Source organism: Bacillus sp. FSL M7-1345, assembly GCF_038006985.1.
Taxonomy (GTDB): Bacteria; Bacillota; Bacilli; order Bacillales; family Bacillaceae_G; genus Bacillus_A; species Bacillus_A cereus_U.
On the sequence record NZ_JBBOWG010000001.1, the window covers coordinates 4,607,004 to 4,628,883 of the forward strand.

Below are 21,880 nucleotides of genomic sequence, written 5' to 3' on the forward strand. Positions count from 1 at the left end.
TACTATACCATACGAAAGAAAAGTGGTATTTTTTTGTAATTTTTACTTTATTTTCAACAATAAAAAAAGAGCGCATCCCACAGAATGTGCCCTTTCTATACTCTTTAAATTATTTTTCGTTCTCTTCTTTTTCCTTATCAAACCATAATAGCTCATCATCATCAACTTCACCATTATAATTGATTAGAATCTCTTCGCCCGCTTTTATATCTTTGTAAGCAAAGAAGTTAAACGTATGATTCTCAAAGACAATATCATACGTTGCATTCGGCTTATATGAATGATTAAATAACATGCCGTATCCTAAAAGGAATGCCGTATGATTTACCCCATACTCAAATGCGTAGTCAGCAAGTAACGTTTTCTCAATGTGTTCATGCTGTTCATTCGGATAAGAGATAACTGGTGCTGAATGCATCAACTCACCCTTTTTAATATCACGAGTTGCAAATACACCTCTATTAAATTCTCCATCACTAAGTTCAGAAGTCTTAACTTCAATCATATGCGTCACCTATATATTTCTTTCTTCGAAGTATTTTTCTCCTTAAGCTTGGCAGAAAACGCGGAGAAAAGCAATTAAATTCCTACCAAGTGGTCGTTTAAATGCAAAAGAGCACATCATTTGCGCTCTTTTAAAGTGAAATTGTTTGTCTAAAATATTCTTTAACGACTCCACTTGCTAATTAACCGCATGTGACAGCCTTTAAGATATTACTTTCTACACTTATACGTACCAATTATTTCAATTTAAATACCGCACTAACTGGGTTATGATCACTATTTTCAAACTTTAAGTCTTTCCCTTGTACATTTACAATTTCAACATTCGGTGAAACCATAAATCCATCAATAATAGTGACAAAGTTTTCATCTTCCACATATTTCTTCACATCATCCCTTACCGTCATAACAGATGGATCTACAGCCCATTGAAATCCTCCGTCCGCAAAGTCCTTTGGTAACTCTACTAGCCATTCAGGACGCTCCTTTACAAACTTAGGATCGCTTAATTGGACATTAGAAAGTAACTGGTTCCAATCTCCGCCTAATATGACGTAATCACCATTTTGATACCACTTGTTCATATATTCTTTTAAATACTCTGCTTGTTGTTTTCTAATTTTTCCGCCCTCATCATAAGCAGATAAATGTACATTTACGAGCCTAACATACTTTCCATTATTAACAGGGATTTTATGTTCAACAATCGCTCGATCTAAATCGAATAAACGCTTCGGCCAAGGCTCCATTCCTGGTAGTTGGAACCGCGTTGCTGTTTGAACTGTATATTTAGAAAATGTACTTAATCCGCCCTCAGCATATCCCAGCGGTTTTGTGACTGGGACAGGAACCCACTTAGTATCGTAGTTCTTCCCAAATGAAGAAGCATAATCAGGTAATCCTTTTTTCAAAAGCTCATGTTCATTTACATCAAATGATCGGTGGGATTTTATATCAACTTCTTGCAATAACGTAAAATCGCTATTCTCATTTTGTAAAAATGAAAGCATATTTTTCAAGTTCACTTCAGTCTGTTCTTTACTACTCGAACCAGAACCCTTTCCACCGTCCATAAAGAAGTCTTGATCCTTATCTAATCCAGCATATCCAATATTAAATGTTGTAACTTTAAAGTCATTTCCTTGCTGCAGTACACGCTCTTTGTTATTTTCAACCTTTACGTCTAAAACATTCGCTGGTTGTTCTTTTGTAAGTGTCATATACGCTAGAAAACCACCTAGAATACCAGCTACTATTAAAATAAATATTAATACTATTTTTAAAAATTTCTTCAAAACACATGACCCCTTTTTTGTAAAATAACATTTTATTTTCTGTATTTTCAGTTAAATGAAGATAGATTAAAGACACAAGAAATATTTTACCATAAAGAAAACTTCATATCATTATATTTAGCTAACAAATAATCGTTGTACCCCTCACTGCAATTGTCTTGAAATTCAATCATAACATTTCAGAAGACAAGACTGTAAAGCAATTACAATCCACAACAGAGAAATTGCAACTTCAAAGAATATACCGATCCTACTTTTCGTTAACATATTTATTGGTAATCCAAAATAATATTTAGTACACTATAAAGTGAAACTTTAATCAGTGGGGGTTTTGTTCATCCCCCACTGATTATTAACCTTCACCAATCGGGCATTTACAGGCAGCCCGACTCCCACCTAACTTCTTTGCTCCAGCTGAATTTTGAGGTGGGAGCTTTACTGCCCGCAAATAGCGGGATAAATAGAACTTATAGGCGATGGAGTTCGCCGTAAATGCGAATTAGCTAATGACTCCTACCAGTATGGCTACTGGTAGGGGTCTATTTTTTTTGAGTACACTATTAGAGAGGTGAAGAAGTTGAAATATATTATTGTTGGCATAGCTGGTATATTAGGAGCTCTTTCCCGTTATTATTTAGGTTTTACTATCGATACGCTTTGGCATCATTCATTACCACTCGCTACATTAACGATTAACTTAATTGGTTGTTTCTTACTTGCTTTGCTAACCACCTATATCGCTCGGTTAAACATCTTACCCTCCGAAGTTATTACCGGGATTGGAACCGGATTTATCGGTTCATTTACAACGTTTTCAACATTCAGTGTAGAAACTGTACAGTTAATCAATCATTCACATTTTAGTATCGCATTTTCATATGTATCATGCAGTATGCTAGGTGGTCTAATTATGTCTGGGCTTGGCTATAAACTTGGAGATTTTTTACTACAAAAACACCTTGAGGAAGGTGAAATATCATGATTAACGCTTTATTAGTAGCAACAGGAGGATTCTTCGGTGCCATTACACGATTTGCAATTAGTAATTGGTTTAAAGAAAGAAACAAAACTTCATTTCCGATTGCTACATTCCTCATTAATATAACGGGAGCATTTTTACTCGGATATATAATTGGCAAAGGGATAACTACAAGTTGGCAATTATTATTAGGCACAGGGTTTATGGGCGCCTTCACTACATTTTCAACGTTTAAATTAGAATCCGTTCAGCTTTTCAACCGCAAAAAATTTGGCATACTATTTTTATATTTAAGCGCGACTTATATGATTGGTATCATCTTCGCATTCCTCGGGATGAAGTTAGGTGGCATATAAAAAAGCGACTCTTTTACCGGTCGCTTTCTTTCATAAAAAGTATGTCCCGCCATACGGAATTGAAAATAAACCAGCTGGATACACATCATAATGTACAATTTGCACAGGAAGCTGTGAATACGGCATATACTGACTCTGCATCATTTGCGCTACCTGTGCTTGTTGTTGCATTTGAATAGCCTGATGCACTGCCTGAACTGTCATCTGTGCCCCGGCCAATGTAATAGCTGGCCCTACTTGTCTTCCAAGGTGAAAATAATGGTTCATCATTATTCAGCTCACTTTTTATTTTTCTTCCATATCATATGTCTCTATTTCATAGTAAGTGTTTTATCGCGCTTGCTTTTTTCGAAACATCGAGAAAACAGCCACGAATAAGATCACAATAATTCCAGTAAAAACAAATAAATAAGCTAATGGAATTAAGAAAAATGGTTCGACTACAGTTCCATCTGGCTTCACTTCGGAACCAATTATATTAAACATAAGTATACATAACACGCCTAAAAATATCGGACTAGACGCCAATAAATACTTTTTCTTCATCATAACTCCTCCTTTTTATACTCTAAAATGTCACCTGGCTGACACTCTAAAGCTTCACATATCTTCTCTAAAGTTGAGAATTTAATTGCTTTTGCTTTTCCATTTTTTAATATCGAGACATTCGCCATTGTAATTCCTAATTTCTCAGATAGCTCTGTCACACTCATTTTTCTTTTCGCTAACATTACATCGAGATTTACTACAATCGTCATAACAGAGCACCTCAAATCGTTAAGTCATTATCATCTTTTATTTCACTTGCTTTTCTAATTAAATGAGAAAGTAAGGAAGTAAAAATAGATATAACGACCGAGAAGAATAAAATAAGTAACAGAATAACTAAAACGCTCGTATGATAACTTCCAGCTACAAAAATATATAGTAATGCTCCGATATATAAAACACCTTCAGTCATAGATAAAATACTAATCCTCTTTAATCGATTCGCATTTTTTACAGTAAAGGCTTTGTGTGAGGCAATATCTGAACATATTTTCCATCCTAAAAATAAAGCGCTAAAAAATGGAATTCCTGTGATCCAAATGAACAGTACGAATGGCTTATATAGTCCCTTCAAATTTTCTGAAACTAACAATACCGCTCTTCCCGTTTCTGGCCCAATATATATGCAGAACAATAAACCAAAACATCCGCAAAGAATGATAATTAACTTTAACCATAATGACAATTCTTTTTGTTTCACAAAAATCCCCTCCTGAACTAACAGCATTTATCTATTGCTGTTTTTTCAACTTTGAAGTGATAAATCCAAATAGCAACACACCAATACCACTAAAGAACAATAGGTAGCTTACTGGTACTAGGAAAAAGAAAGGTTCTACAAGAAGCCCATTATCCGCCACTTTACTAGTTGTACCGTGCATTAATAAACAGGTAACTCCTAACGATATTAGTACGATAGCTAATAAAAATTTATTTTTCATAATATATTCTCCTTTAATTTCACAATTAATTTTTCCGCATTCCTTTTGCTATCCTCATAATAAGCCCCACTGCATTATAGGTCAACAACTATTTATTGTTTCACGATAAATAGTTGTTGTTTTAATAATAAAAAAGACTATAGACTGGTCTTATCCCTGTCAAGTAGACAATATTAAAAAGACTAAGCAGCCATCGAGATTCGATATTCTATCGGAGCTCGGTGGTTGAGTCGTTTTTGGAACCGTTTATAGTTATAAAAATAAATATACTCTTCAATTGCTTGTATTAAATCTGCTTCTGTTTTAAAATGATTCAAATACAACATTTCCGATTTAAAATGGGAGAAAAATGACTCAATACAGGCATTATCATGGCAGTTTCCTTTGCGAGAGTGGCTGCCAATGATACCTAAACCTAAAAGTCGTTTGTTGTAGGCGTGAGATGTGTACTGGAATCCCTGATCTGAATGGAGAATGGTTCCACGCACATCTCTTTTTTGTGCCAACATTTCAATTGTATCTAATACAAGTTCATTATCGTTGCGCTTGGATATTTTCCAAGAAACAACTTCGTTATTATAAATATCTTGTACAACAGAAAGATACCGAAATCCCTCTTGGAATCGTAGGTAAGTAATATCTGTAACAAGCGCTTCATTTTGTTGGCGATCTTTGAATTCACGGTTTAAAACATTCGGAAAAACATTGGAATAGTTCCCTTTAAAGAAGCGACGCTTCTTTCGAATAATAGATTGAATGTTGAGCTCGCTCATTAAGCGATATACTTTTTTGTGATTTATAAAATATCCCTCTTCCTGTAAAGCGATTTTCATACGTGGATAACCATATTCCTTGTGCCTTACGTGAATAGATTGTATTACTTTTTTTAATCGTTTCTCGGATTCTAGTCGCATGTTTTTCATACTTTTTGTATGAATCCACTTATAGTAACTTGAACGATGTACACCCGCAAATTTCGTAAGCCATATAACTGGATATTTCCCCTTTAATGATTCAATGATATGATACCTCACCGTATATTTTAGTGCACCTCCATTTACAGATTCGGATACTGCTTTTTTAAATATTCAACCTGTGCCTTATAGTAGTCACGTTCCTCTTCAATCGTCTTAAAATGAACGCGTTTGCCTTTTAGAGGATTTGATATACCTTTCATTCCACCATTTTTTCCACGAGTATCTGTAATTTCACCAAATTCTTTATATTTTTTCACCCAATTTTTTAGTTGTGTAGAGCTTCTAATCTGATATTTTTCCTTTATCATATTGTAACTTCCTTCTCCGTTTAAATAACTTTGAACAGCCGCTAACTTTAATTCTTCTGAATATGTAATAAATATTGAACCTTTTTTAGTCATGAAAAATCCCCTCCAAGTAATAGTGTAACATCCATGTATGTGCATGGTCTTTTTACACTGTCTACTTAAAGGGGATAATATCAAGACAATCATTGTCTATAGTCTTTTTACTCTAAAATATTCTTTTTGGAACATACACATTCTTATCGCATTATGGTAGTTGCCATCAACGAAGAACTCATCTTGCAACTCACCTTCTACTATAAATCCGACCTTTTTATAAACGTGTACAGCTTTTTCATTCTCTTTATCGACAACTAAATATATTTTATGCATATTTAATACGGAAAAAGCGTAATCCATTGCTAAACGCGTTGCATCAGCTGCATAACCGTAACCTTGGTAACTCGGATCAATAATAATTTGGAATTCAGTTCTACGGTGAATATAATCGATTTCTACTAATTCGACCAATCCAACCATCTCATTATCTTTCTCAACGATAAATCGGCGCTCACTTTGATCATGTATATGTTTATCATATAAATCCTGCAGCTCCACAAATGCCTCATACGGTTCTTCAAACCAATACGACATAATATGTGCATTATTATTAAGTTCGTGTACAAACTTTAAATCTTCCCGTTCTAAAGGACGTAATTTTAATTCCTTACTCATTTCTATAACCTCCAAGTAAAATAACCTCTTCACTTAATTTCTCATTTTTTTTAGATTTCAAACGTCCTACTTACATTGTAAACTTTCAAGTAACTTGAAGGTCAAGATGTAAAAATAGTGCAAACAAAAGTCTGCACTACTACTCTTTCTTCAAATCCCTCATATTGGATATGTATAAAGCAATGACTAAAACAAGAATAGACCCTGCATATAACAACGTCTCCATCGGTTCATCGTGAGACACGATAATTAATCGAATTAAAGCCGTAATCCCGATATAAATAAAATACCGTAATGGAAAATGATAATTCGATTTAAAATACTTAATAATTAATGCGATAAACTCGAAGTATAAGAAGTAGACAATGATGCTTTCAACTAATTTATACGGTGTGTATTTCTTCGCTGAAAATATGTATTGAATAAAAGTAATCGTCTCGTTAATTAAAAAGATAGATAAGACAATTGATAATATGATTAACGCTATATTTAATATCCACTGCAAAACACTAGCTATATAATGATCAATATTAAATGATTTCATTTTCACTATAGACTCCCTTTCGTGTAAGTACTTGTTCATTATAACAAACTTACAATTATAGGAGTGTTAAATCAAATATGATCGTCCTCTTTCACTAGCACTTCACCATTAGGATATCTTTGCTTAATATAGTCGCTTCCCCAATCGCAAAGTACTTTTAAAACTTCTTTTAATGATTGTCCCTGTTTCGTAAGAGAATACCCAACTTTCGGTGGTACTTGATTGTATACTTTTCTAGACACAAGCCCATCTTTTTCAAGCTCTTTCAATTGCTCAGTAAGCATTTTTTGCGTAATACCAGTGACCAATCGTTTTAACTCGCCCGTTAATGCGGGATAAAAATCAAACGACTTTATTATCTCTATACAAATAGGGATTAGCAAATAATGTTACTATAACCTCAAAAAAAGAAATCTTATTTTAACTTTCCTATCGATAGGTTAACACGATAATTCCCGTACTTTAATAGTCGCCCCAGAAAGTTATCCAATTCTTCATTAGAAGCAAAATGTGTTTTTAATAAATAACATCCCTCACCACTTATACGATGCACTTCAGAAATTCCTTCTTCTCCTTGAAAGAAATTCATAAACTCTTGATGATTAACTGTTGTTACAAACAAAGTAACAAATGCAGTCACTATTTGTCCTAATTTGATTCGGTTTATTGCGATTGTATATTGTTCAATAATCCCTAAATCCTCTAATCTTCGAATTCGATTTCCTACAGCCTGCCCCGTCATATGTATTTTTTGACCAAGTTCTTTCCATTGTATTCTTGAGTTTTCTCCTAATAATTTCAGTATCTCAAAATCTGTTTGATCAATGATATAAACCAATCCTTTCATCGTGAAAGTAGAAAGCCAGAAAGTGTTTCGCCAACTTATTCTGCTTGTCGATACAATTCACTATACTTAGTTTATCCTCTTACATCACATTGTTTATCAGTTATATTTACTTATAACACAGAGGACGCAACAAAAAAATACATCTAGATTTAAAGGAGGTTACAAATATGTTATTACAAGATATTCTATCGTTCAATGAACAATTTGTAGAAAATAAAGAATACGCTCCTCGTGAAGCGACAAAAATGCCTAAAAAACGTATGGTTGTTGTTTCTTGCATGGACGCTCGTTTAATTGAGCTACTTCCAAAAGCTTTAGATATACACGATGGTGATGCAAAAGTTATCAGAAATGCAGGTGGTAAAATTGCTTCTGCTTTCGATAGTGTTATGCAAAGTGTTGTCGCATCAGTATATGATCTAAATGCAGATGAAATCTTCCTTATCGGACACCAAAGATGTGGTGCGAGCCAAACTAATCCAAAAGGAACACTTCAAAAAATATTAGATCGTGGAGTAGCTTCACCAGAAATTTTATCAGCGATTGAATATGCTGGTGTTGACCTTGAAAAATGGTTATTTGGATTCGATGATGTCAACGGTTCAACTCAAGCTAATGTTGATTTAGTAAGAAATCATCCACTTATTCCAAAAGATGTTCCTGTACATGGTTTAGTTATTGATCCTCACACAGGTAAATTAGATTTAATAGTTGATGGATATAAAGCATTAAATGGTATGAAAAATTAATTATTACTTAAATGAAGGGAAGTTATTAGATATGAATAGACAAGAAGCTACGCAAAAAATTATGGAAGCAAAAATTGCAAAAGGTTTAACATGGGAAGAAATTTCAAAAGTAAGTGAAAACTCTGAGACTTGGGTTGTAACAGCGTTATTAGGACAAGCTACAATGACACGTCCAGAAGCAGAAAAAATCGGTAAACTATTAGAATTAGATGAAGAAGTAGTTCAAGCATTAACAGTAGTTCCACTTAGAGGTCAAGTAATGCAAATGCCTCCTACTGACCCAATCTTATATCGATTATATGAAATGATGTTACAATACGCACCAACTCTTAGAGAATTAATCCTAGAAAAAGCTGGCGAAGGTGTAATGAGTGCAATTAACTTCAATCTAGGTGTGGACACACAAGAAGATCCAAAAGGTGGCGACCCTCGTATCGTGATTACACTTAACGGGAAATTCTTACCGTTCCGTACATGGTAATTAATTAAAAATCCATCTATATAATTAAAGTAATTTTATAGATTTACAAAATCCATCCTTTTTAATCTAGCTGTGTAGAAAGGATGGATTTTTACTATGAGATTCTTTTTATACAAGGGAGAATAATATGAATAAAAAATACGTCGATACGAGCTTTAGTATTCTACAGTGGTTTGTGTTTTTATTAGCAAATGCAATTGCATTGCCTATCATTATTGGTGGCATATTCCATTTATCAATAGAAGATATCTCAACATTAATGCAACGAACTTTTTTAGTTGTAGGAGTAAGTTCATTTATACAAGCATGGTTTGGGCATCGCTATCCCATAGCGGATGGGCCAGCCGGTTCATGGGTAAGTATATTTGTCATATTGGGACAAGTCGCTATGCATCAGGGACAAAGTGCAAAGGATGTATTACAACTTTTAGAAGGCGGATTAATTATTGCAGGTATATTACTCTTCGTCCTTGGTATAACAGGGCTTGTTCATCGAATTCTACGTTTATTTACACCCTTGGTTACAGGAACTTTTCTTTTAATATTATCTCTTCAGCTTAGTGGTGTGTTACTAAAAGGAATGATGGGATTACAAGGAGCTGTAACTCATCCTGATTATACAACGGCTGCTATTGCGCTCTTTGTTTTTGCCCTTATTACTTTCTTATCAATTAAAGGGAACGGATGGATGAAAAGTTACGCTGTGTTACTTGGAATTTCATGTGGTTGGCTTTTGTATGCTGTATTAGGAAAATCATCTCATATGCCTTCACACACACCGTTAGTTAAGTTACCAGAGCTATTTTCTTGGGGCACACCTAGATTAGATATTGGAATGGCTCTAACTGCAACTTTATTTACATTTCTTTTAGTTGCAAATACAATCGCTGCTATTTCGGCTGTAAAACAAGTGGCTCCGTTATCTAAAGAAAATGAAAAGCAAATACTGAACCGCGGCGTGTGGGCCGGAGGTATATCGCATATTATCTCGTCGTTGTTTTCTACAATTGGAATTGTACCATTACCTGCATCAGCAGGATTCATTCAACTAACAGGACAAAGAAAAGTGAAGTCGTTCCTTATAGCAAGTCTTATATTAGCAGGAATTTCTTTTATTCCTTCAATTGTAAACTTTATATCCTTGCTACCAGGTCCTATTGCTAATGCCGCACTTTTAGCAACATTTGTCCAAGTAATAGGCATTTCATTTCAATCCATTTTACGTGAAGAATTAAATCAACGCCGATTAACTATATTAGGAATTTCATTATTAATCAGTTTGGGAATAATGTTTCTTCCAGAAAGTGCGTTTAGCGGAATTCCTTCTTCCTTACAATATGTTTTAAGTAATGGATTACTTGTGGGTACCATGCTTGTCATTCTATTGGAACAGTTTTGGAAAGAGTAAAATTTGTGACTAAGTAAAAAAGCGCCCTGCTTACAGGGCGCCTTTTTATACCTAATGACTAATACTAGCAGTTGGGTATAATGTTGTTCCTCCAATTGAAACTTTTATTTCATTTGTTAATGGAACATTTTGTTCATTAATAATTGTTCTCCACCATTCCCATGCAAGACCAGTACATTCTCTTGCTACGATTTTTATATTTTTTGAATTTGGTGGAAGAGGGATAACTGTAGAGTAATGAGCCGTTTTGTCTTTGCCGCTACCATCCCATGTTTTATGTGTTAGTACTTCTTTACCATTTTGATCAAATGTGAATTCATCCCAAGATACATCAAATTGCGCAACGTAAGCACCGTAATGATCCAGTGTCATTTTAGCACTTGAATATTCTGTAGTTGTCGTCTCGATATAATCTGTATTGTTATGAACAGCAGCAGTTGCATTATCTTTTAAAAAAGTACTTGTATATGAAATTGGGTATGCTGGATTTTTAAGACTTAATTCAGCATTATCTTTAATGATATTTCGGATTTCATTGAAATCTTTAGTAACAACCTTGTTATGCTCTTTCGCATCTCCGCCTAATACTACAGCAGTAAAGGTACTTTCTTCAAAAATATCTTTGTACTGTCCATTCGTTTCGACGCTGTTATTCTTAAGTAAGGCTTTAAAAGCAGCTTGTACATCTTTGCTCTTAGATGTTGTTTCTAATTTTACATAAACAGTTCTACCATAAGCTACATTTGAGACCATAACAGGTGGAGCCGAATTACTTACACCTTTACGAGTTAACTCACCAAAAGTAACACTATTATCAAAAAGATCGGATGGATTGTTAGGTAGTTCAGCACTTACGGTATAAAATATTTGCTTATATGCCGCTACCATCACTTTTTTCTCTCCATTTGCAACCGCATTAAAATCAATGTTTAGACTGTTATCAAGATATTTGGCGTTAACGTTAAGGGCACTTGCGATTTGTGATTTACTATAAACCATAGATTCTGTATACTGCATTCTTGCGGGTAACGTATGTGTTTTAGAATACTTTTCATTCCAAGTAGATACTAAATCATCTACTGCTCCAGCCACATTACCATATGTCGGATTCTGGACAGTAATTGTATTTTCTTTTCTCATGCCAGGTAAGTCTATACTAATATTTAAAGGCTTTCTCTTAGCCACTAATAAACTAGGTTGATTGTCTGCAAAAGCTTTATTTGCAAGTTGTACCGCTCCTGGATACGTACGATTCGCCACAGAATCAATAATCGAAATATCGACTGGTGAAGTTGTAAGTGATTTTTTCTCGCGTTCCACTACTACAAATTTACCATTTGAATTGATACTTTCTTTCGGAACAAAACTCTCTACTTTATCACCATTTACAGCTAAAACCCCTTGATTATTATATTTAAGATTTGCTATACCAGTATCAATGCCACTAGCATTTTTGGTTACATCAGTTGTATTACCTGCTTGTGTTTCTGCGAAGGAAATAGATGAATAATTAATAGTGCATAGACTAACTAATAAACACGCAAGGAACTTTCTTCTTTTAGTGTTTTTCTTAATATTCAGAAAAATCACCCCGTTCTTTTTTTAGTAAGATATGATAATGATTGATAAATGATAGCTAACTAATAAACCTACATAAATGCTTTCAAAAGTTCTTGAATTAACGGGATTACGCCACCTACAAATTTCAAAACTGCCATTGCGATTTCCATATTATTTCCTCCTTTTTATTGCTACGAAAATGTGATTTATCTTTATGCCCTCATTATAGTGACCCCTTACACTTTTATCAATACACTCTTATATGCAATATTACATACAAAAAAAACAAGCTGAATTCTTATAAAAAGTTATACAGAGATAAATTTTTCGTTTGGTAAATACTTGAAAATGCGAAGCGTTCCTTTGCATTTCATGAGTAATTTACAAGTTTATTGTTGGAAGCATCGCAGGACCGGAAGTAATGAAATACATGTAGGACTGTTACGAGCAGCCAGAAATATTAAGAGTTATCATGGGCAACCGCATTAAAAAAAGCTGCTGCCTATAAAATACAGACAGCAACTTCAACTAGAGTAGCAGGCATGATTTACACAAGCTACAGTATTTTTTGACATACTCATTTTTCACATTTTGTAACTAATAAACAGCGATTGGCCCATAAGGACCCTTGATAATTTCTATTTTTGTTTCAAAAATATCTGTCAAAATTTCCGGGTCCATAACCTCTTCTACTGTTCCAAAAGCAGCAATTTGTCCATCTTTCATAGCACAAATTTTATCAGAATATTTGGCCGCAAAATTTATGTCATGCATAACAGTCAAAATTGTTCTTCCAAATTCATTAGCCGCACGTCTCAAATGCTCCATCATTTGAACAGAACGAGCAACATCAAGGTTGTTCAGAGGCTCGTCTAAAAGTACATATTCAGTCTCTTGGCACAATACCATCGCTACATATGCCCTTTGTCTTTGACCACCAGAAAGCTCATCTAAATATCTATTCTCTAAACTAGTTAAATGCAAAAAATCGATATATTTAGAAATAATAACTTCATCTTCTTTAGTTAATCTTCCCTTTGAATAAGGAAAGCGCCCAAATCCAACTAGTTGTCTAATAGTAAGCCTAGTTACAAAATGATTTTCTTGTCGCAATATAGTCAAAATTTTTGCTAAGTCTTTTGATTTGGATTCAGAAACATCCATGTTTGCTACCTGAATTTGACCTTCATCTATATCTAAGAGTCTTCCAATCATCAAAAGTGTCGTGGACTTTCCAGCGCCATTTGGTCCAATTAAAGAAGTAAAGCCCGCTTTTGGTATTTCAATATCCAAAGGTCCTATTTTTACCTTATCAGTATAGAACTTTTTAACATTATCAATTTTTATCATAAAGCCCTCTTCCTTAAAACTATAGTTAAGAATATGATTCCACCAAATAATTCAATAATAACTGAAACTACACCTTGAGCATGGAATACATGATACATTAAAAAGTATGCACTCGTCATTATCAAAAATCCTATAGCAAAAGCCATTGGAAAAATATATCTATGATCATAAGTTGACGCCGCCTGATAACTCAAAGTTGCTACTAAAAAGCCGTAGAAAGTAAGTGGCCCAATTAGAGCTGTTGAGATGGACATTAAAATAGCTACTAATACAAGCGTATAAATTACACTAGGTTGATATTTAACCCCAAAAGAAGTAGCAACATCCTTTCCTAGTGACAAAACATTCAAATTCTTAGAATGAGCCAAAATTAATACTGCTACAATTATGACCATAGGAATTACAATAGGAAAATATGCAGGATCTGCATGATTAACAGAACCAAATAACCTTGCTTGTAAAATATCAAACTCTGAAGGCGCAAGTAGTTTTCTCATGAAAGTTGACACAGAATTTAGCCCGGTACCAATAATAATTCCAACTAAAAGCATAAGTTGTAAATTCCCGTATTTACCGGAAAGTAACCATCCATAAAGTATCAAACTCATGAAGACCATAACAACAACTTGAAATAAAAATGATCCAATTCCACTAAAATTTATCAATGCACTAGCACCAAAGAAGAATATTGTACTCGTTTGAATTGCTGAATAAAGTGATTCGAAACCTAAAAGCGAAGGAGTAATAATTTTATTATTCGTAATAGATTGGAAAGCAACTGTCGACAAACTATGACAAACTGCAGCAATAATCATAGCAACAATAGCTACTATCCTTCTCTTAACAACTGGGATAAAAGAAGGTGAATCTATCGGAACTGGATTGTTATAAACTAAAAGTCCATATGAAGAAAGAAGACCTAAAGCAATCAATGTTATCAGTAAAATCCAATAACGTCTTGCTTCCTTCTTAGAACGAAAAGCACTAGCTGATCTATTTTCATTATGAAGGCTAGAATCGATTTCGACATTTTCTTTATTTTTATATTCTAATGTGATCATCGTAGCCTCCTTGGTTTTCTTTGCCTCAATAAAATAGTAATAAACACGACTGCTCCCACTGTTGCAAGTATTAAAGAAACAGGTACTTCAAAAGGCTTTATAATTGTTCGAGAAATGATGTCACAGGCAGTTATTGTCCCCATTCCGATCACGCACACCCAAGGTAAATTACTCCTAAGATCATCACCTCTAAACATTGAAACAATATTTGGAACAATTAATCCCAAGAAAGGTAAGTGTCCAATAACAGCTGCAACAATTCCAACTGCAACAGAGATAAGGCCAGTCCCAAAAAGAACAATTCTATTGTAATTAACTCCAAGGCTTGTTGCGACATCTTCTCCTAGTCCAGCTAAAGTCAATCTATTAGCATACATAAAAATAAGCAAAGTAATGATAACAATCAGCCATAAATATTCATATCTTCCAACCTGAACGTTAGCAAATGAACCTACAAACCAAGTTTCAATACTTTGCGTCATTTGAAAAAGGAGTCCCAAAAAAGTAGACACTGCAGAAATAACTGCTCCAAGCATCAATCCAATAATCGGGACAATTAAAGACGAACGAAGTTTAACTCTTCTTAAAAATAAAAAGAAAATCATAGTTCCTATAAAAGAAAAAATGATTGCACCAGTCATTCTTTGAACTAAAGTCGGGGCAGGGAATAATAAATATACAAAAAGCAGGCCTAAGCCTGACCATTCAATAGTCCCCGTTGTAGTAGGTTCAACAAAACGATTCTGTGTAATGAGTTGCATTACGAGTCCTGCCATCGCCATTGCAGCACCAGTAAGCATTAATGCAACTGTTCTCGGAACACGAGTTATGAAAAACATCTCCATTCCGTCCTCTTGTCCGCGTATATCATAAACTCCAGTAAACAGTGATATAATCCCTAAAATTATAACAACTATAATCGCTATTATAAAAGGTTTTGTCCATAATTTATTGTGATTATAAAACTGGGGTTGAGAAGTATTCTCAACCCTAGAAATTATATTTTTTGACACTGTTTCGTACTCCTTTACACTACTTAGCTAAAGTTTTTGCAATATTACCAAATAACTCTATGTAAGTCTGAATTGATTCATTTGTGTAAGTATCTTCTGGTGCATAAACAACCTGTTTTTTAGAAACAGCAGTTGTGTTTTGAAGAGCAGGTGATTTAGAAATAACATCTTTAGCAGGAGCTGAAGTAGCAGCATCAGATGTTGCAGCATCACGATCTAATACGAAAAGCCAATCAGGATTTGTTTGTGCAATAGCTTCAACAGAAACGTCATCACCTTTATGACCTGCAGTAGAATTAGACACTTCTAGTGCTGGAGTCCAACCGAAAATCTCATACATTGGTCCCCAAACGCGACCAGAGTGAGGAGCAGCAAAACCAATATTCCCACCAGTAACAATAACACTCATAACTTTATCTTTTCCATTATAAGCAGATTTTGCAGTTTCAATAGATTTATCAAAATCAGCTACTAATTGTTTAGCTTCTTTATCTTTATCAAAGATTTTTCCTAAAGTAATTGTAGAACTTTTAAGTCCATCTACTAAATTTTTCCCAGGCGTAGTAGATTTCTCAGAAACATCAACATTAAGATCAATAACAGCTGCATTTGGCACTAATTTTTTGATTTCTTCGTAATGGCCAGCAAATCTTTGACCAACGATTACAAGTTCAGGGTTTGCAGCTGCTATAATTTCAAGATTTGGTTCGCGGTGATTTCCAATATTTTGAACTTTGCTATCCTTTACATATGCTGAATCTGCAGGCATTACATCCTTTGGAGCAGCCGCTAATTTAATTCCCCAATCAGCTAAAGTTTCAAAAGTTCTATTATCCAAAGCAACTACATTTTTTGGATTTACAGGGACTTTAACAGTTCCATGTGCATCAGTGATTTCAACCGTTTTTGGCTTATCACTACTATCACCTTTATTAGCTTTCGAAGTTTCCTTACTTGAATCTGAGCAAGCTACTAACATTAAAGTGAAAATTGCTAGAATACTTACTAATTTTAAAAGCATAGTTTTTTTCATACGTATACTCCTTATAATGTAATTTAGTTCGAAAATGATAACGTCCATAGATTAAATTAGATAGTAACCTTTATGCATCTAAATCGCTATTGATAATCATTTTCATTTGAACATCCTGTTAATAAGTATAGTCATTAATTATGTGAAAATCTTGTGAATGGTGCGAGTTAATAAAATTAAACATAAATTAGATACAGTCTCATCTAATGCGCACCAGAGTCATCCCCCACACGTACTAATCAATAGATTGGGCACCTTATAAACCATGATTCCTACTGCAAAAAAAATGACCATTAATAGCTAATTTTTTCATAATCCATTGCCTGGTAGCAATATTCTTTTTATAGTTTCCGTCTTTTAATATTTCTCAGAAACTATTTGATTATCAGATTTAATAGAAAAAACGAGTAAAACTGAATGAAGCAGTTTTACTCGTTTTTTCTATTATGCTAGATATTGTTTATTATGACAAACTGTACTTTACCTATTATCTTATTTTTATCATTCAACCATTGAATAGCCCCTGCCATGTATCGTTTGAATATACCTGTCTTTCTTCTCGCACTTTAACTTTTTTCTTACATACCCAATATATAAGTCTACTACATTTGGATTTACTACTACGTTAAATCCCCAAACCTGATTCAAAAGCATTTCACGGCTCAATATTGTATTTTTATTCTTGATTAAAAATACAAGTAAATCATACTCGCGCTTAGTAAGCGAGAGATTTTTACCACCTTTTTTCACAATATTGCTAGATGCATCAACAAAGAGATCTTTAAACTGAAAAAAGTTTGTCTCATTTTGCTGGATACAGTCACTTCTCCTTAAAATAGCTTGAACCCTTGCTACTAATTCTTCTTTCACAAATGGTTTTCTTATATAATCATCTGCTCCTGCTTGTAGCCCTGCTATGCAATCCTTGCTAGAAATATTGTCGGTCACAATAATGATCGGTGTCGTTTTAACAAGTCGTATTTGTCTGCAAATTTCTGGTCCCGATATACTTAATGAATCCCAATCCAATATGATAATATCCCAATCTTGTTCATATATTATATTTAAACCTTGGTTTTCATTGTGAAGTTTTAAAATGAAATAGCCTTCTTGCGTTAGACCGCTTACGATTTTCTTTGCAAAAGACCGTTCATTCTTAATTACCAACACCTGCTTCACCGATGGTTCACCTCTACTTCAATATAACTTAGTTAGATAAAAAATTATCCCAAAAAAATAATTTAAGATTTATAAATATTAAATTCCTAAAACAAGCCATTATAACAGTTTATTAGGATAACTCTATACAATCTTACAATAGATATGGATAAAAACACAAAATATATGAAGATTTAAATAAATGTTATTTAATCATTAAGGGGCAGCTATAGTATCTACCTGCTTATCATCAATAACTATTTCTTCACTTTCTGTTTCAGGGGTACCGCCCCATCCCCATCAACTTAAGCATTTTATAAAACCACAAAACAAAAAGAACCATAACCCCGCCAATCTGGCAAAGTTATGGTTCATATCATACAAAATAAAAAACCACCAAATATGTATTGGTGGAGACGGTGGGAGTCGAACCCACGTCCAAAAATATCGGCACTTAAGCTTCTACGAGTGTAGTCGATATATTAGCATTTCGCGAACTCTTCGGCCTATCGACAGGCTTCCAAGTTGCTAGTCTGATTGTTCTCTTCCTTCGCCCTCAGACGGCGAACTCCGGCGTAGTCCACTTAGTTTGAGTCCCTTACCCTACCACATGGACGATGGAGGGAGGAACCTTTAGTGCAATTAAGCAGCTAAAGAAAGATTGTTTTGTTTGCCAATTATAGGCTTTGACGTTTTAACGAGGCCGATCCCCTCGACTCGCAACCTAAGCTCGAACTATCCCTGTCGAATCCGTAACGTCCCCATGATAAAAATGGAGCATACGAAGAAATATCGTGATAGCTACTAAGAGCTGTTTTTCAATGTGCAACAATCTTACATAAGTTATTATATCATACGCGCGCCGTTTTACAAATGTAAATATCTGTATTACATCTTTTGACGATCACGGAACACGCGTGCAATTTCACGTTTAGCTTCTTTCTCTTTTAAATCGTGACGCTTATCATATTGCTTCTTACCTTTTGCTAAACCAAGTGCCATTTTCGCAAATCCATTTTTCAAATAGATTCTAACTGGAACTAATGCATATCCTGTTTCTTTTGCGTAACCTGCTAGCTTATCAATTTCTTTTTTATGAAGAAGTAACTTCCTTGTACGTAGCGGATCGTGATTGAAACGATTCCCTTGTTCATATGTATTAATATGCATATTATGAACCCATACTTCACCGTTATGTATACGTGCAAACGCATCTTTCAAGTTCACGCGTCCAGCGCGAATCGACTTAATTTCCGTTCCTTGAAGGACAAGCCCTACTTCGTATGTTTCTTCGATGAAATAATCATGAAATGCCTTTTTATTTTGCGCAATAACCTTACCTGTACCTTTTGGCATATAACGTCCCTCCTCTATTTTTACCATTGTAACAAATGTAAACAAAAAGCGAAAGTGGCTCGCTCAGAATGTGAGGTGGATGGAGCTTCTGACCTTGAGGCGTTCTTTGCCTCCTGGGAAGAAGCGAAGCCACCGAACACTCTAGCCACTGTAGCTAGATTAAACAAAAAGCGAAAGTGGCTCGCTCATAATGCGAGGCGAAGCCACTCTTTTCTTACTTGCGCTTTTTCTTTTTCTTCTTGAATCCTGGTACATTTTCAAAGAATCCTTTTTTCTTCTTGCCATTACTATTACTATTACCATTACTATTACTATCTTTTTTCCCTGGCTGACTAGCGGATGTGGATGCTGATGCTTTTCCTTTTCCTTGGCCACCACGATCAAACTTTCTTCCTGTGCCGCGTTCGCCACCGCGCTCATTACTACGCTCGCTACGTCCACCGCGTTTCTTTCTGCCTGTTCTTGGCTGTTCAATCACAACTGGACGATCTTTGAACTTGCGACGAGGTGTGCCTTTCATGCCAACGATTTCAAAGTCGATTGCTCGCTCGTCTTTATTTACGTTAATAACACGAATTGTAATTTCGTCACCGATGCGGAATACGTTACCTGTACGTTCTCCAATCATCGCAAAATGTTTTTCGTCATAACGGTAGTAATCATCTGTTAAATAGCTAACGTGTACAAGACCTTCAATTGTATTTGGAAGCTCTACGAATAAACCGAAGTTTGTTACAGAGCTAATCATACCGTCATACTCTTCACCGATCTTATCAACCATATACTCTGCTTTTTTCATTTCGTCTGTTTCACGTTCTGCTTCAACAGCGCGGCGTTCCATATTAGAAGAGTGCTCTGCAATCTCAGGTAAGTTTTCACGCCATTTCGCTTGCGTTTCGTTGTCTACTTTACCATTAATGATGTATTCACGAATCAATCTATGAACAATCGTATCTGGGTAACGACGAATTGGCGATGTGAAATGCGTGTAGAACTCAGTTGATAAACCGAAATGTCCTAAGCTGTCCGAATCGTAACGTGCTTGCTTCATAGAACGAAGCATAACTGTTGAAATGACTACTTCTTCTGGCTGACCTTGAACCATTTCAAGAATTTGTTGCAGCGCACGAGGATGTATTTCGTTCGCACGTCCTTTTACTGCATATCCGAAGTTTGTTACAAACTCGAAGAAACGCTCAAGCTTATCTTCTTTCGGATCTTCATGGACACGGTACATAAACGGTACGTTCATCCAGTGGAAGTGCTCTGCTACTGTTTCGTTCGCAACAAGCATAAACTCTTCAATTAACTTCTCTGATACAGAACGATCACGCATTACAACATCAGTCGGTTTTCCTTCTTCATCTACTAGTACTTTCGCTTCTTTAAAGTCAAAGTCAATCGCACCGCGGCGCATACGTTTTTCACGTAAAATTTGTGCTAACTGCCCCATTTCTTTAAACATTGGTACTAGCGGCTCGTAACGTTCAATTAGCGCTTCGTCTTCATCTTCTAAAATGCTTCTTACGTCAGCATACGTCATACGCTCTGTCGTTTTAATTACACTTTGGAAAATCTCATGCTTTACAACATCACCTAGATTGTTGATTTCCATTTCACAAGATAGTGTCAGACGGTCTACTTTCGGATTTAATGAACAAATACCGTTTGATAAACGATGCGGAATCATCGGAATTACACGGTCTACAAGATATACACTCGTTGCTCTCTCCGCTGCTTCAACATCAATTGGAGAACCTTCTTGAACGTAATGACTTACATCCGCAATATGAACGCCAAGCTTATGGTTACCGTTCTCAAGCTTCGTTACTGTAACAGCGTCATCTAAGTCTTTCGCATCCGCACCATCAATTGTAACAATCATTTGATCACGTAAATCACGGCGATCTTTTATATCTTCTTCTGAAATCGTTTCTGGTACACTGTTTGCATGTTCCATCACTTCTTCAGGAAATGCTAAAGGTAAATGATGTTTATGAATGACAGATAAAATATCTACTCCTGGGTCATTTTTATGACCTAGAATTTGAATAACTTCACCTTCTGCGCTTAAACGGTTCTCTGGGTAGCCCGTAATTTTCACAACTACTTTATGGCCTTCTACAGCGCCCATAGATGCACTTTTCAAGATAAAAATGTCACTTGTCCAGCGTTTATTATCAGGTATAACAAATCCAAAGTTCTTTGACTCTGTATATGTACCAACTAGTTCCTTCGTTCCACGCTCTAAAATACGAACAATCGCGCCTTCTTGGCGTGATCCACTTGATTGCGCGCTAACACGTGCTAATACTGTATCACCATGAAGTGCGCCATTTAATTCTGTAGGCGGGATGAAAAGATCATCATCTCCTGTTTTCTTCTCTTCTGGAACGACGAACGCAAAACCACGTGCGTGCCCAATTAATTTACCGCGTACTAAATTCATTTTTTCTGGAAGACCGTAGCGGTTACTACGTGTGCGGATAACAAGCCCCTTCTCTTCCATCATTACAAGTGCCTTTACGAAATCTTTAAAGCCCTCAGAGCCTTCGATTCCAAATGCAGCTTCTAATTCTTGTATCGTTAACGGTTTATACGCTTCTTCCCTCATAAATAATAACAACTTATCAATATGTTCTTGCATGATTTCTTCCAAGCAGAAATACCTCCTTTAAACCCTTATATTATTTAGTGTAT

The 21,880-nt window shown here is 35.2% G+C and carries 26 protein-coding genes, 1 other RNA gene and 1 riboswitch; of the genes, 5 read left to right on the plus strand and 22 right to left on the minus strand.

Annotated features, from left to right (window positions below; translation table 11 throughout):
- Positions 1-109: 109 nt before the first annotated feature.
- Together MHB76_RS24195 and MHB76_RS24200 are read right to left on the minus strand one after the other, a co-directional pair.
- Complete coding sequence (locus MHB76_RS24195; protein WP_002159938.1) at positions 110-505, minus strand: SET domain-containing protein; 396 nt, start codon at positions 503-505, stop codon at positions 110-112.
- A 235-nt stretch (positions 506-740) separates the two neighbouring features.
- Positions 741-1,799, minus strand: a complete 1,059-nt coding sequence (locus MHB76_RS24200) for an endonuclease/exonuclease/phosphatase family protein (protein WP_078173413.1) — start codon at positions 1,797-1,799, stop codon at positions 741-743.
- A gap of 463 nt (positions 1,800-2,262) precedes the next feature.
- Positions 2,263-2,322, plus strand: a riboswitch (Fluoride riboswitch).
- 54 nt (positions 2,323-2,376) lie between these two features.
- Between MHB76_RS24200 and crcB (MHB76_RS24205) the strand changes: the two genes are divergently transcribed.
- Together crcB (MHB76_RS24205) and crcB (MHB76_RS24210) are read left to right on the plus strand one after the other, a co-directional pair.
- Positions 2,377-2,781, plus strand: coding sequence for a fluoride efflux transporter CrcB (crcB, locus tag MHB76_RS24205; protein ID WP_078173412.1), 405 nt, complete (start codon positions 2,377-2,379; stop codon positions 2,779-2,781).
- Complete coding sequence (crcB, locus tag MHB76_RS24210; protein ID WP_016106584.1) at positions 2,778-3,134, plus strand: fluoride efflux transporter CrcB; 357 nt, start codon at positions 2,778-2,780, stop codon at positions 3,132-3,134. The genes crcB (MHB76_RS24205) and crcB (MHB76_RS24210) overlap by 4 nt, the downstream gene beginning before the upstream one ends.
- 30 nt (positions 3,135-3,164) lie before the next feature.
- On the opposite strand, the gene MHB76_RS24215 is transcribed toward crcB (MHB76_RS24210), so the two are convergent.
- From MHB76_RS24215 to MHB76_RS24260, 11 genes are all read right to left on the minus strand, one after another.
- Positions 3,165-3,404, minus strand: coding sequence for a DUF3947 family protein (locus MHB76_RS24215; protein ID WP_002159934.1), 240 nt, complete (start codon positions 3,402-3,404; stop codon positions 3,165-3,167).
- Between the two features lie 60 nt (positions 3,405-3,464).
- Positions 3,465-3,680, minus strand: coding sequence for a DUF3955 domain-containing protein (locus MHB76_RS24220; RefSeq protein WP_078173411.1), 216 nt, complete (start codon positions 3,678-3,680; stop codon positions 3,465-3,467).
- A complete protein-coding gene (locus MHB76_RS24225; RefSeq protein ID WP_002112778.1) occupies positions 3,680-3,892 on the minus strand; it encodes a helix-turn-helix domain-containing protein in 213 nt (70 codons plus the stop codon). The genes MHB76_RS24220 and MHB76_RS24225 overlap by 1 nt, the downstream gene beginning before the upstream one ends.
- Positions 3,893-3,903: 11 nt before the next feature.
- Positions 3,904-4,383 (minus strand): DUF2975 domain-containing protein, encoded by a 480-nt coding sequence (locus tag MHB76_RS24230; RefSeq protein ID WP_078173410.1) that lies wholly within the window; start codon positions 4,381-4,383, stop codon positions 3,904-3,906.
- A 31-nt stretch (positions 4,384-4,414) separates the two neighbouring features.
- On the minus strand, positions 4,415-4,624 hold the full coding sequence (locus tag MHB76_RS24235) for a DUF3955 domain-containing protein (RefSeq protein WP_002159931.1): 210 nt from the start codon (positions 4,622-4,624) through the stop codon (positions 4,415-4,417).
- A 182-nt stretch (positions 4,625-4,806) separates the two neighbouring features.
- Positions 4,807-5,658 carry an IS3 family transposase gene (locus MHB76_RS24240; protein WP_016103639.1) on the minus strand — a complete coding sequence of 284 codons (852 nt, stop codon included), beginning with the start codon at positions 5,656-5,658 and terminating at the stop codon, positions 4,807-4,809.
- Between the two features lie 23 nt (positions 5,659-5,681).
- Positions 5,682-6,002 (minus strand): transposase, encoded by a 321-nt coding sequence (locus MHB76_RS26355; protein WP_016103355.1) that lies wholly within the window; start codon positions 6,000-6,002, stop codon positions 5,682-5,684.
- A gap of 96 nt (positions 6,003-6,098) precedes the next feature.
- The gene (speG, locus tag MHB76_RS24245) at positions 6,099-6,620 is read right to left on the minus strand and encodes a spermidine N1-acetyltransferase (protein ID WP_002159930.1); all 522 of its coding nucleotides are present in this window, start codon (positions 6,618-6,620) and stop codon (positions 6,099-6,101) included.
- A gap of 139 nt (positions 6,621-6,759) precedes the next feature.
- Entirely contained in the window at positions 6,760-7,164 is a 405-nt protein-coding gene (gene psiE / locus MHB76_RS24250; RefSeq protein WP_002159929.1) for a phosphate-starvation-inducible protein PsiE, read from the minus strand.
- Between the two features lie 71 nt (positions 7,165-7,235).
- Positions 7,236-7,547: a winged helix-turn-helix transcriptional regulator gene (locus tag MHB76_RS24255; RefSeq protein ID WP_033714903.1), complete on the minus strand. Its 312-nt coding sequence runs from the start codon at positions 7,545-7,547 to the stop codon at positions 7,236-7,238.
- Between the two features lie 32 nt (positions 7,548-7,579).
- Complete coding sequence (locus tag MHB76_RS24260) at positions 7,580-8,011, minus strand: Lrp/AsnC family transcriptional regulator (protein WP_002159927.1); 432 nt, start codon at positions 8,009-8,011, stop codon at positions 7,580-7,582.
- A 167-nt stretch (positions 8,012-8,178) separates the two neighbouring features.
- On the opposite strand from MHB76_RS24260, the gene MHB76_RS24265 reads away from it, so the two are divergent.
- From MHB76_RS24265 to MHB76_RS24275, 3 genes are all read left to right on the plus strand, one after another.
- Positions 8,179-8,760 (plus strand): beta-class carbonic anhydrase, encoded by a 582-nt coding sequence (locus MHB76_RS24265; RefSeq protein WP_340987893.1) that lies wholly within the window; start codon positions 8,179-8,181, stop codon positions 8,758-8,760.
- A 31-nt stretch (positions 8,761-8,791) separates the two neighbouring features.
- Complete coding sequence (cynS, locus tag MHB76_RS24270) at positions 8,792-9,241, plus strand: cyanase (protein ID WP_001081567.1); 450 nt, start codon at positions 8,792-8,794, stop codon at positions 9,239-9,241.
- Positions 9,242-9,368: 127 nt separating this feature from the next.
- Complete coding sequence (locus MHB76_RS24275) at positions 9,369-10,649, plus strand: purine/pyrimidine permease (protein ID WP_078173409.1); 1,281 nt, start codon at positions 9,369-9,371, stop codon at positions 10,647-10,649.
- A 51-nt stretch (positions 10,650-10,700) separates the two neighbouring features.
- On the opposite strand, the gene alo is transcribed toward MHB76_RS24275, so the two are convergent.
- The 9 genes from alo to rnr form a co-directional block, all read right to left on the minus strand.
- Positions 10,701-12,239: an anthrolysin O/cereolysin O family cholesterol-dependent cytolysin Alo gene (gene alo / locus MHB76_RS24280; protein ID WP_016106590.1), complete on the minus strand. Its 1,539-nt coding sequence runs from the start codon at positions 12,237-12,239 to the stop codon at positions 10,701-10,703.
- Between the two features lie 567 nt (positions 12,240-12,806).
- Positions 12,807-13,559, minus strand: coding sequence for an iron ABC transporter ATP-binding protein (locus MHB76_RS24285; RefSeq protein WP_078173408.1), 753 nt, complete (start codon positions 13,557-13,559; stop codon positions 12,807-12,809).
- On the minus strand, positions 13,556-14,620 hold the full coding sequence (locus MHB76_RS24290) for an iron chelate uptake ABC transporter family permease subunit (protein ID WP_078173407.1): 1,065 nt from the start codon (positions 14,618-14,620) through the stop codon (positions 13,556-13,558). The genes MHB76_RS24285 and MHB76_RS24290 overlap by 4 nt, the downstream gene beginning before the upstream one ends.
- Positions 14,617-15,633, minus strand: a complete 1,017-nt coding sequence (locus tag MHB76_RS24295; RefSeq protein WP_002129872.1) for an ABC transporter permease — start codon at positions 15,631-15,633, stop codon at positions 14,617-14,619. The genes MHB76_RS24290 and MHB76_RS24295 overlap by 4 nt, the downstream gene beginning before the upstream one ends.
- Before the next feature lie 19 nt (positions 15,634-15,652).
- Positions 15,653-16,666 (minus strand): siderophore ABC transporter substrate-binding protein, encoded by a 1,014-nt coding sequence (locus MHB76_RS24300; RefSeq protein WP_078173406.1) that lies wholly within the window; start codon positions 16,664-16,666, stop codon positions 15,653-15,655.
- A gap of 501 nt (positions 16,667-17,167) precedes the next feature.
- The gene (locus MHB76_RS24305) at positions 17,168-17,845 is read right to left on the minus strand and encodes a response regulator transcription factor (protein ID WP_078173405.1); all 678 of its coding nucleotides are present in this window, start codon (positions 17,843-17,845) and stop codon (positions 17,168-17,170) included.
- Between the two features lie 387 nt (positions 17,846-18,232).
- Positions 18,233-18,587, minus strand: a transfer-messenger RNA (tmRNA) gene (gene ssrA, locus MHB76_RS24310).
- 125 nt (positions 18,588-18,712) lie between these two features.
- Positions 18,713-19,180 carry an SsrA-binding protein gene (gene smpB, locus MHB76_RS24315; RefSeq protein WP_002034685.1) on the minus strand — a complete coding sequence of 156 codons (468 nt, stop codon included), beginning with the start codon at positions 19,178-19,180 and terminating at the stop codon, positions 18,713-18,715.
- A 214-nt stretch (positions 19,181-19,394) separates the two neighbouring features.
- A complete protein-coding gene (rnr, locus tag MHB76_RS24320; RefSeq protein WP_439823122.1) occupies positions 19,395-21,827 on the minus strand; it encodes a ribonuclease R in 2,433 nt (810 codons plus the stop codon).
- Between the last annotated feature and the right edge of the window lie 53 nt (positions 21,828-21,880).

Coding starts and splice junctions, on each gene's coding strand:
- MHB76_RS24215 (WP_002159934.1), bottom strand. CDS start 3,404: ATGATGAACCATTATTTTCACCTTGGAAGACAAGTAGGGCCAGCTATT.
- smpB (WP_002034685.1), bottom strand. CDS start 19,180: ATGCCAAAAGGTACAGGTAAGGTTATTGCGCAAAATAAAAAGGCATTT.
- MHB76_RS24265 (WP_340987893.1), top strand. CDS start 8,179: ATGTTATTACAAGATATTCTATCGTTCAATGAACAATTTGTAGAAAAT.
- MHB76_RS24195 (WP_002159938.1), bottom strand. CDS start 505: ATGATTGAAGTTAAGACTTCTGAACTTAGTGATGGAGAATTTAATAGA.
- MHB76_RS24275 (WP_078173409.1), top strand. CDS start 9,369: ATGAATAAAAAATACGTCGATACGAGCTTTAGTATTCTACAGTGGTTT.
- MHB76_RS24290 (WP_078173407.1), bottom strand. CDS start 14,620: ATGATCACATTAGAATATAAAAATAAAGAAAATGTCGAAATCGATTCT.
- cynS (WP_001081567.1), top strand. CDS start 8,792: ATGAATAGACAAGAAGCTACGCAAAAAATTATGGAAGCAAAAATTGCA.
- crcB (WP_016106584.1), top strand. CDS start 2,778: ATGATTAACGCTTTATTAGTAGCAACAGGAGGATTCTTCGGTGCCATT.
- rnr (WP_439823122.1), bottom strand. CDS start 21,827: ATGCAAGAACATATTGATAAGTTGTTATTATTTATGAGGGAAGAAGCG.
- MHB76_RS26355 (WP_016103355.1), bottom strand. CDS start 6,002: ATGACTAAAAAAGGTTCAATATTTATTACATATTCAGAAGAATTAAAG.
- MHB76_RS24225 (WP_002112778.1), bottom strand. CDS start 3,892: ATGACGATTGTAGTAAATCTCGATGTAATGTTAGCGAAAAGAAAAATG.
- MHB76_RS24220 (WP_078173411.1), bottom strand. CDS start 3,680: ATGAAGAAAAAGTATTTATTGGCGTCTAGTCCGATATTTTTAGGCGTG.
- psiE (WP_002159929.1), bottom strand. CDS start 7,164: ATGAAATCATTTAATATTGATCATTATATAGCTAGTGTTTTGCAGTGG.
- MHB76_RS24285 (WP_078173408.1), bottom strand. CDS start 13,559: ATGATAAAAATTGATAATGTTAAAAAGTTCTATACTGATAAGGTAAAA.
- MHB76_RS24300 (WP_078173406.1), bottom strand. CDS start 16,666: ATGAAAAAAACTATGCTTTTAAAATTAGTAAGTATTCTAGCAATTTTC.
- MHB76_RS24235 (WP_002159931.1), bottom strand. CDS start 4,624: ATGAAAAATAAATTTTTATTAGCTATCGTACTAATATCGTTAGGAGTT.
- speG (WP_002159930.1), bottom strand. CDS start 6,620: ATGAGTAAGGAATTAAAATTACGTCCTTTAGAACGGGAAGATTTAAAG.
- MHB76_RS24260 (WP_002159927.1), bottom strand. CDS start 8,011: ATGAAAGGATTGGTTTATATCATTGATCAAACAGATTTTGAGATACTG.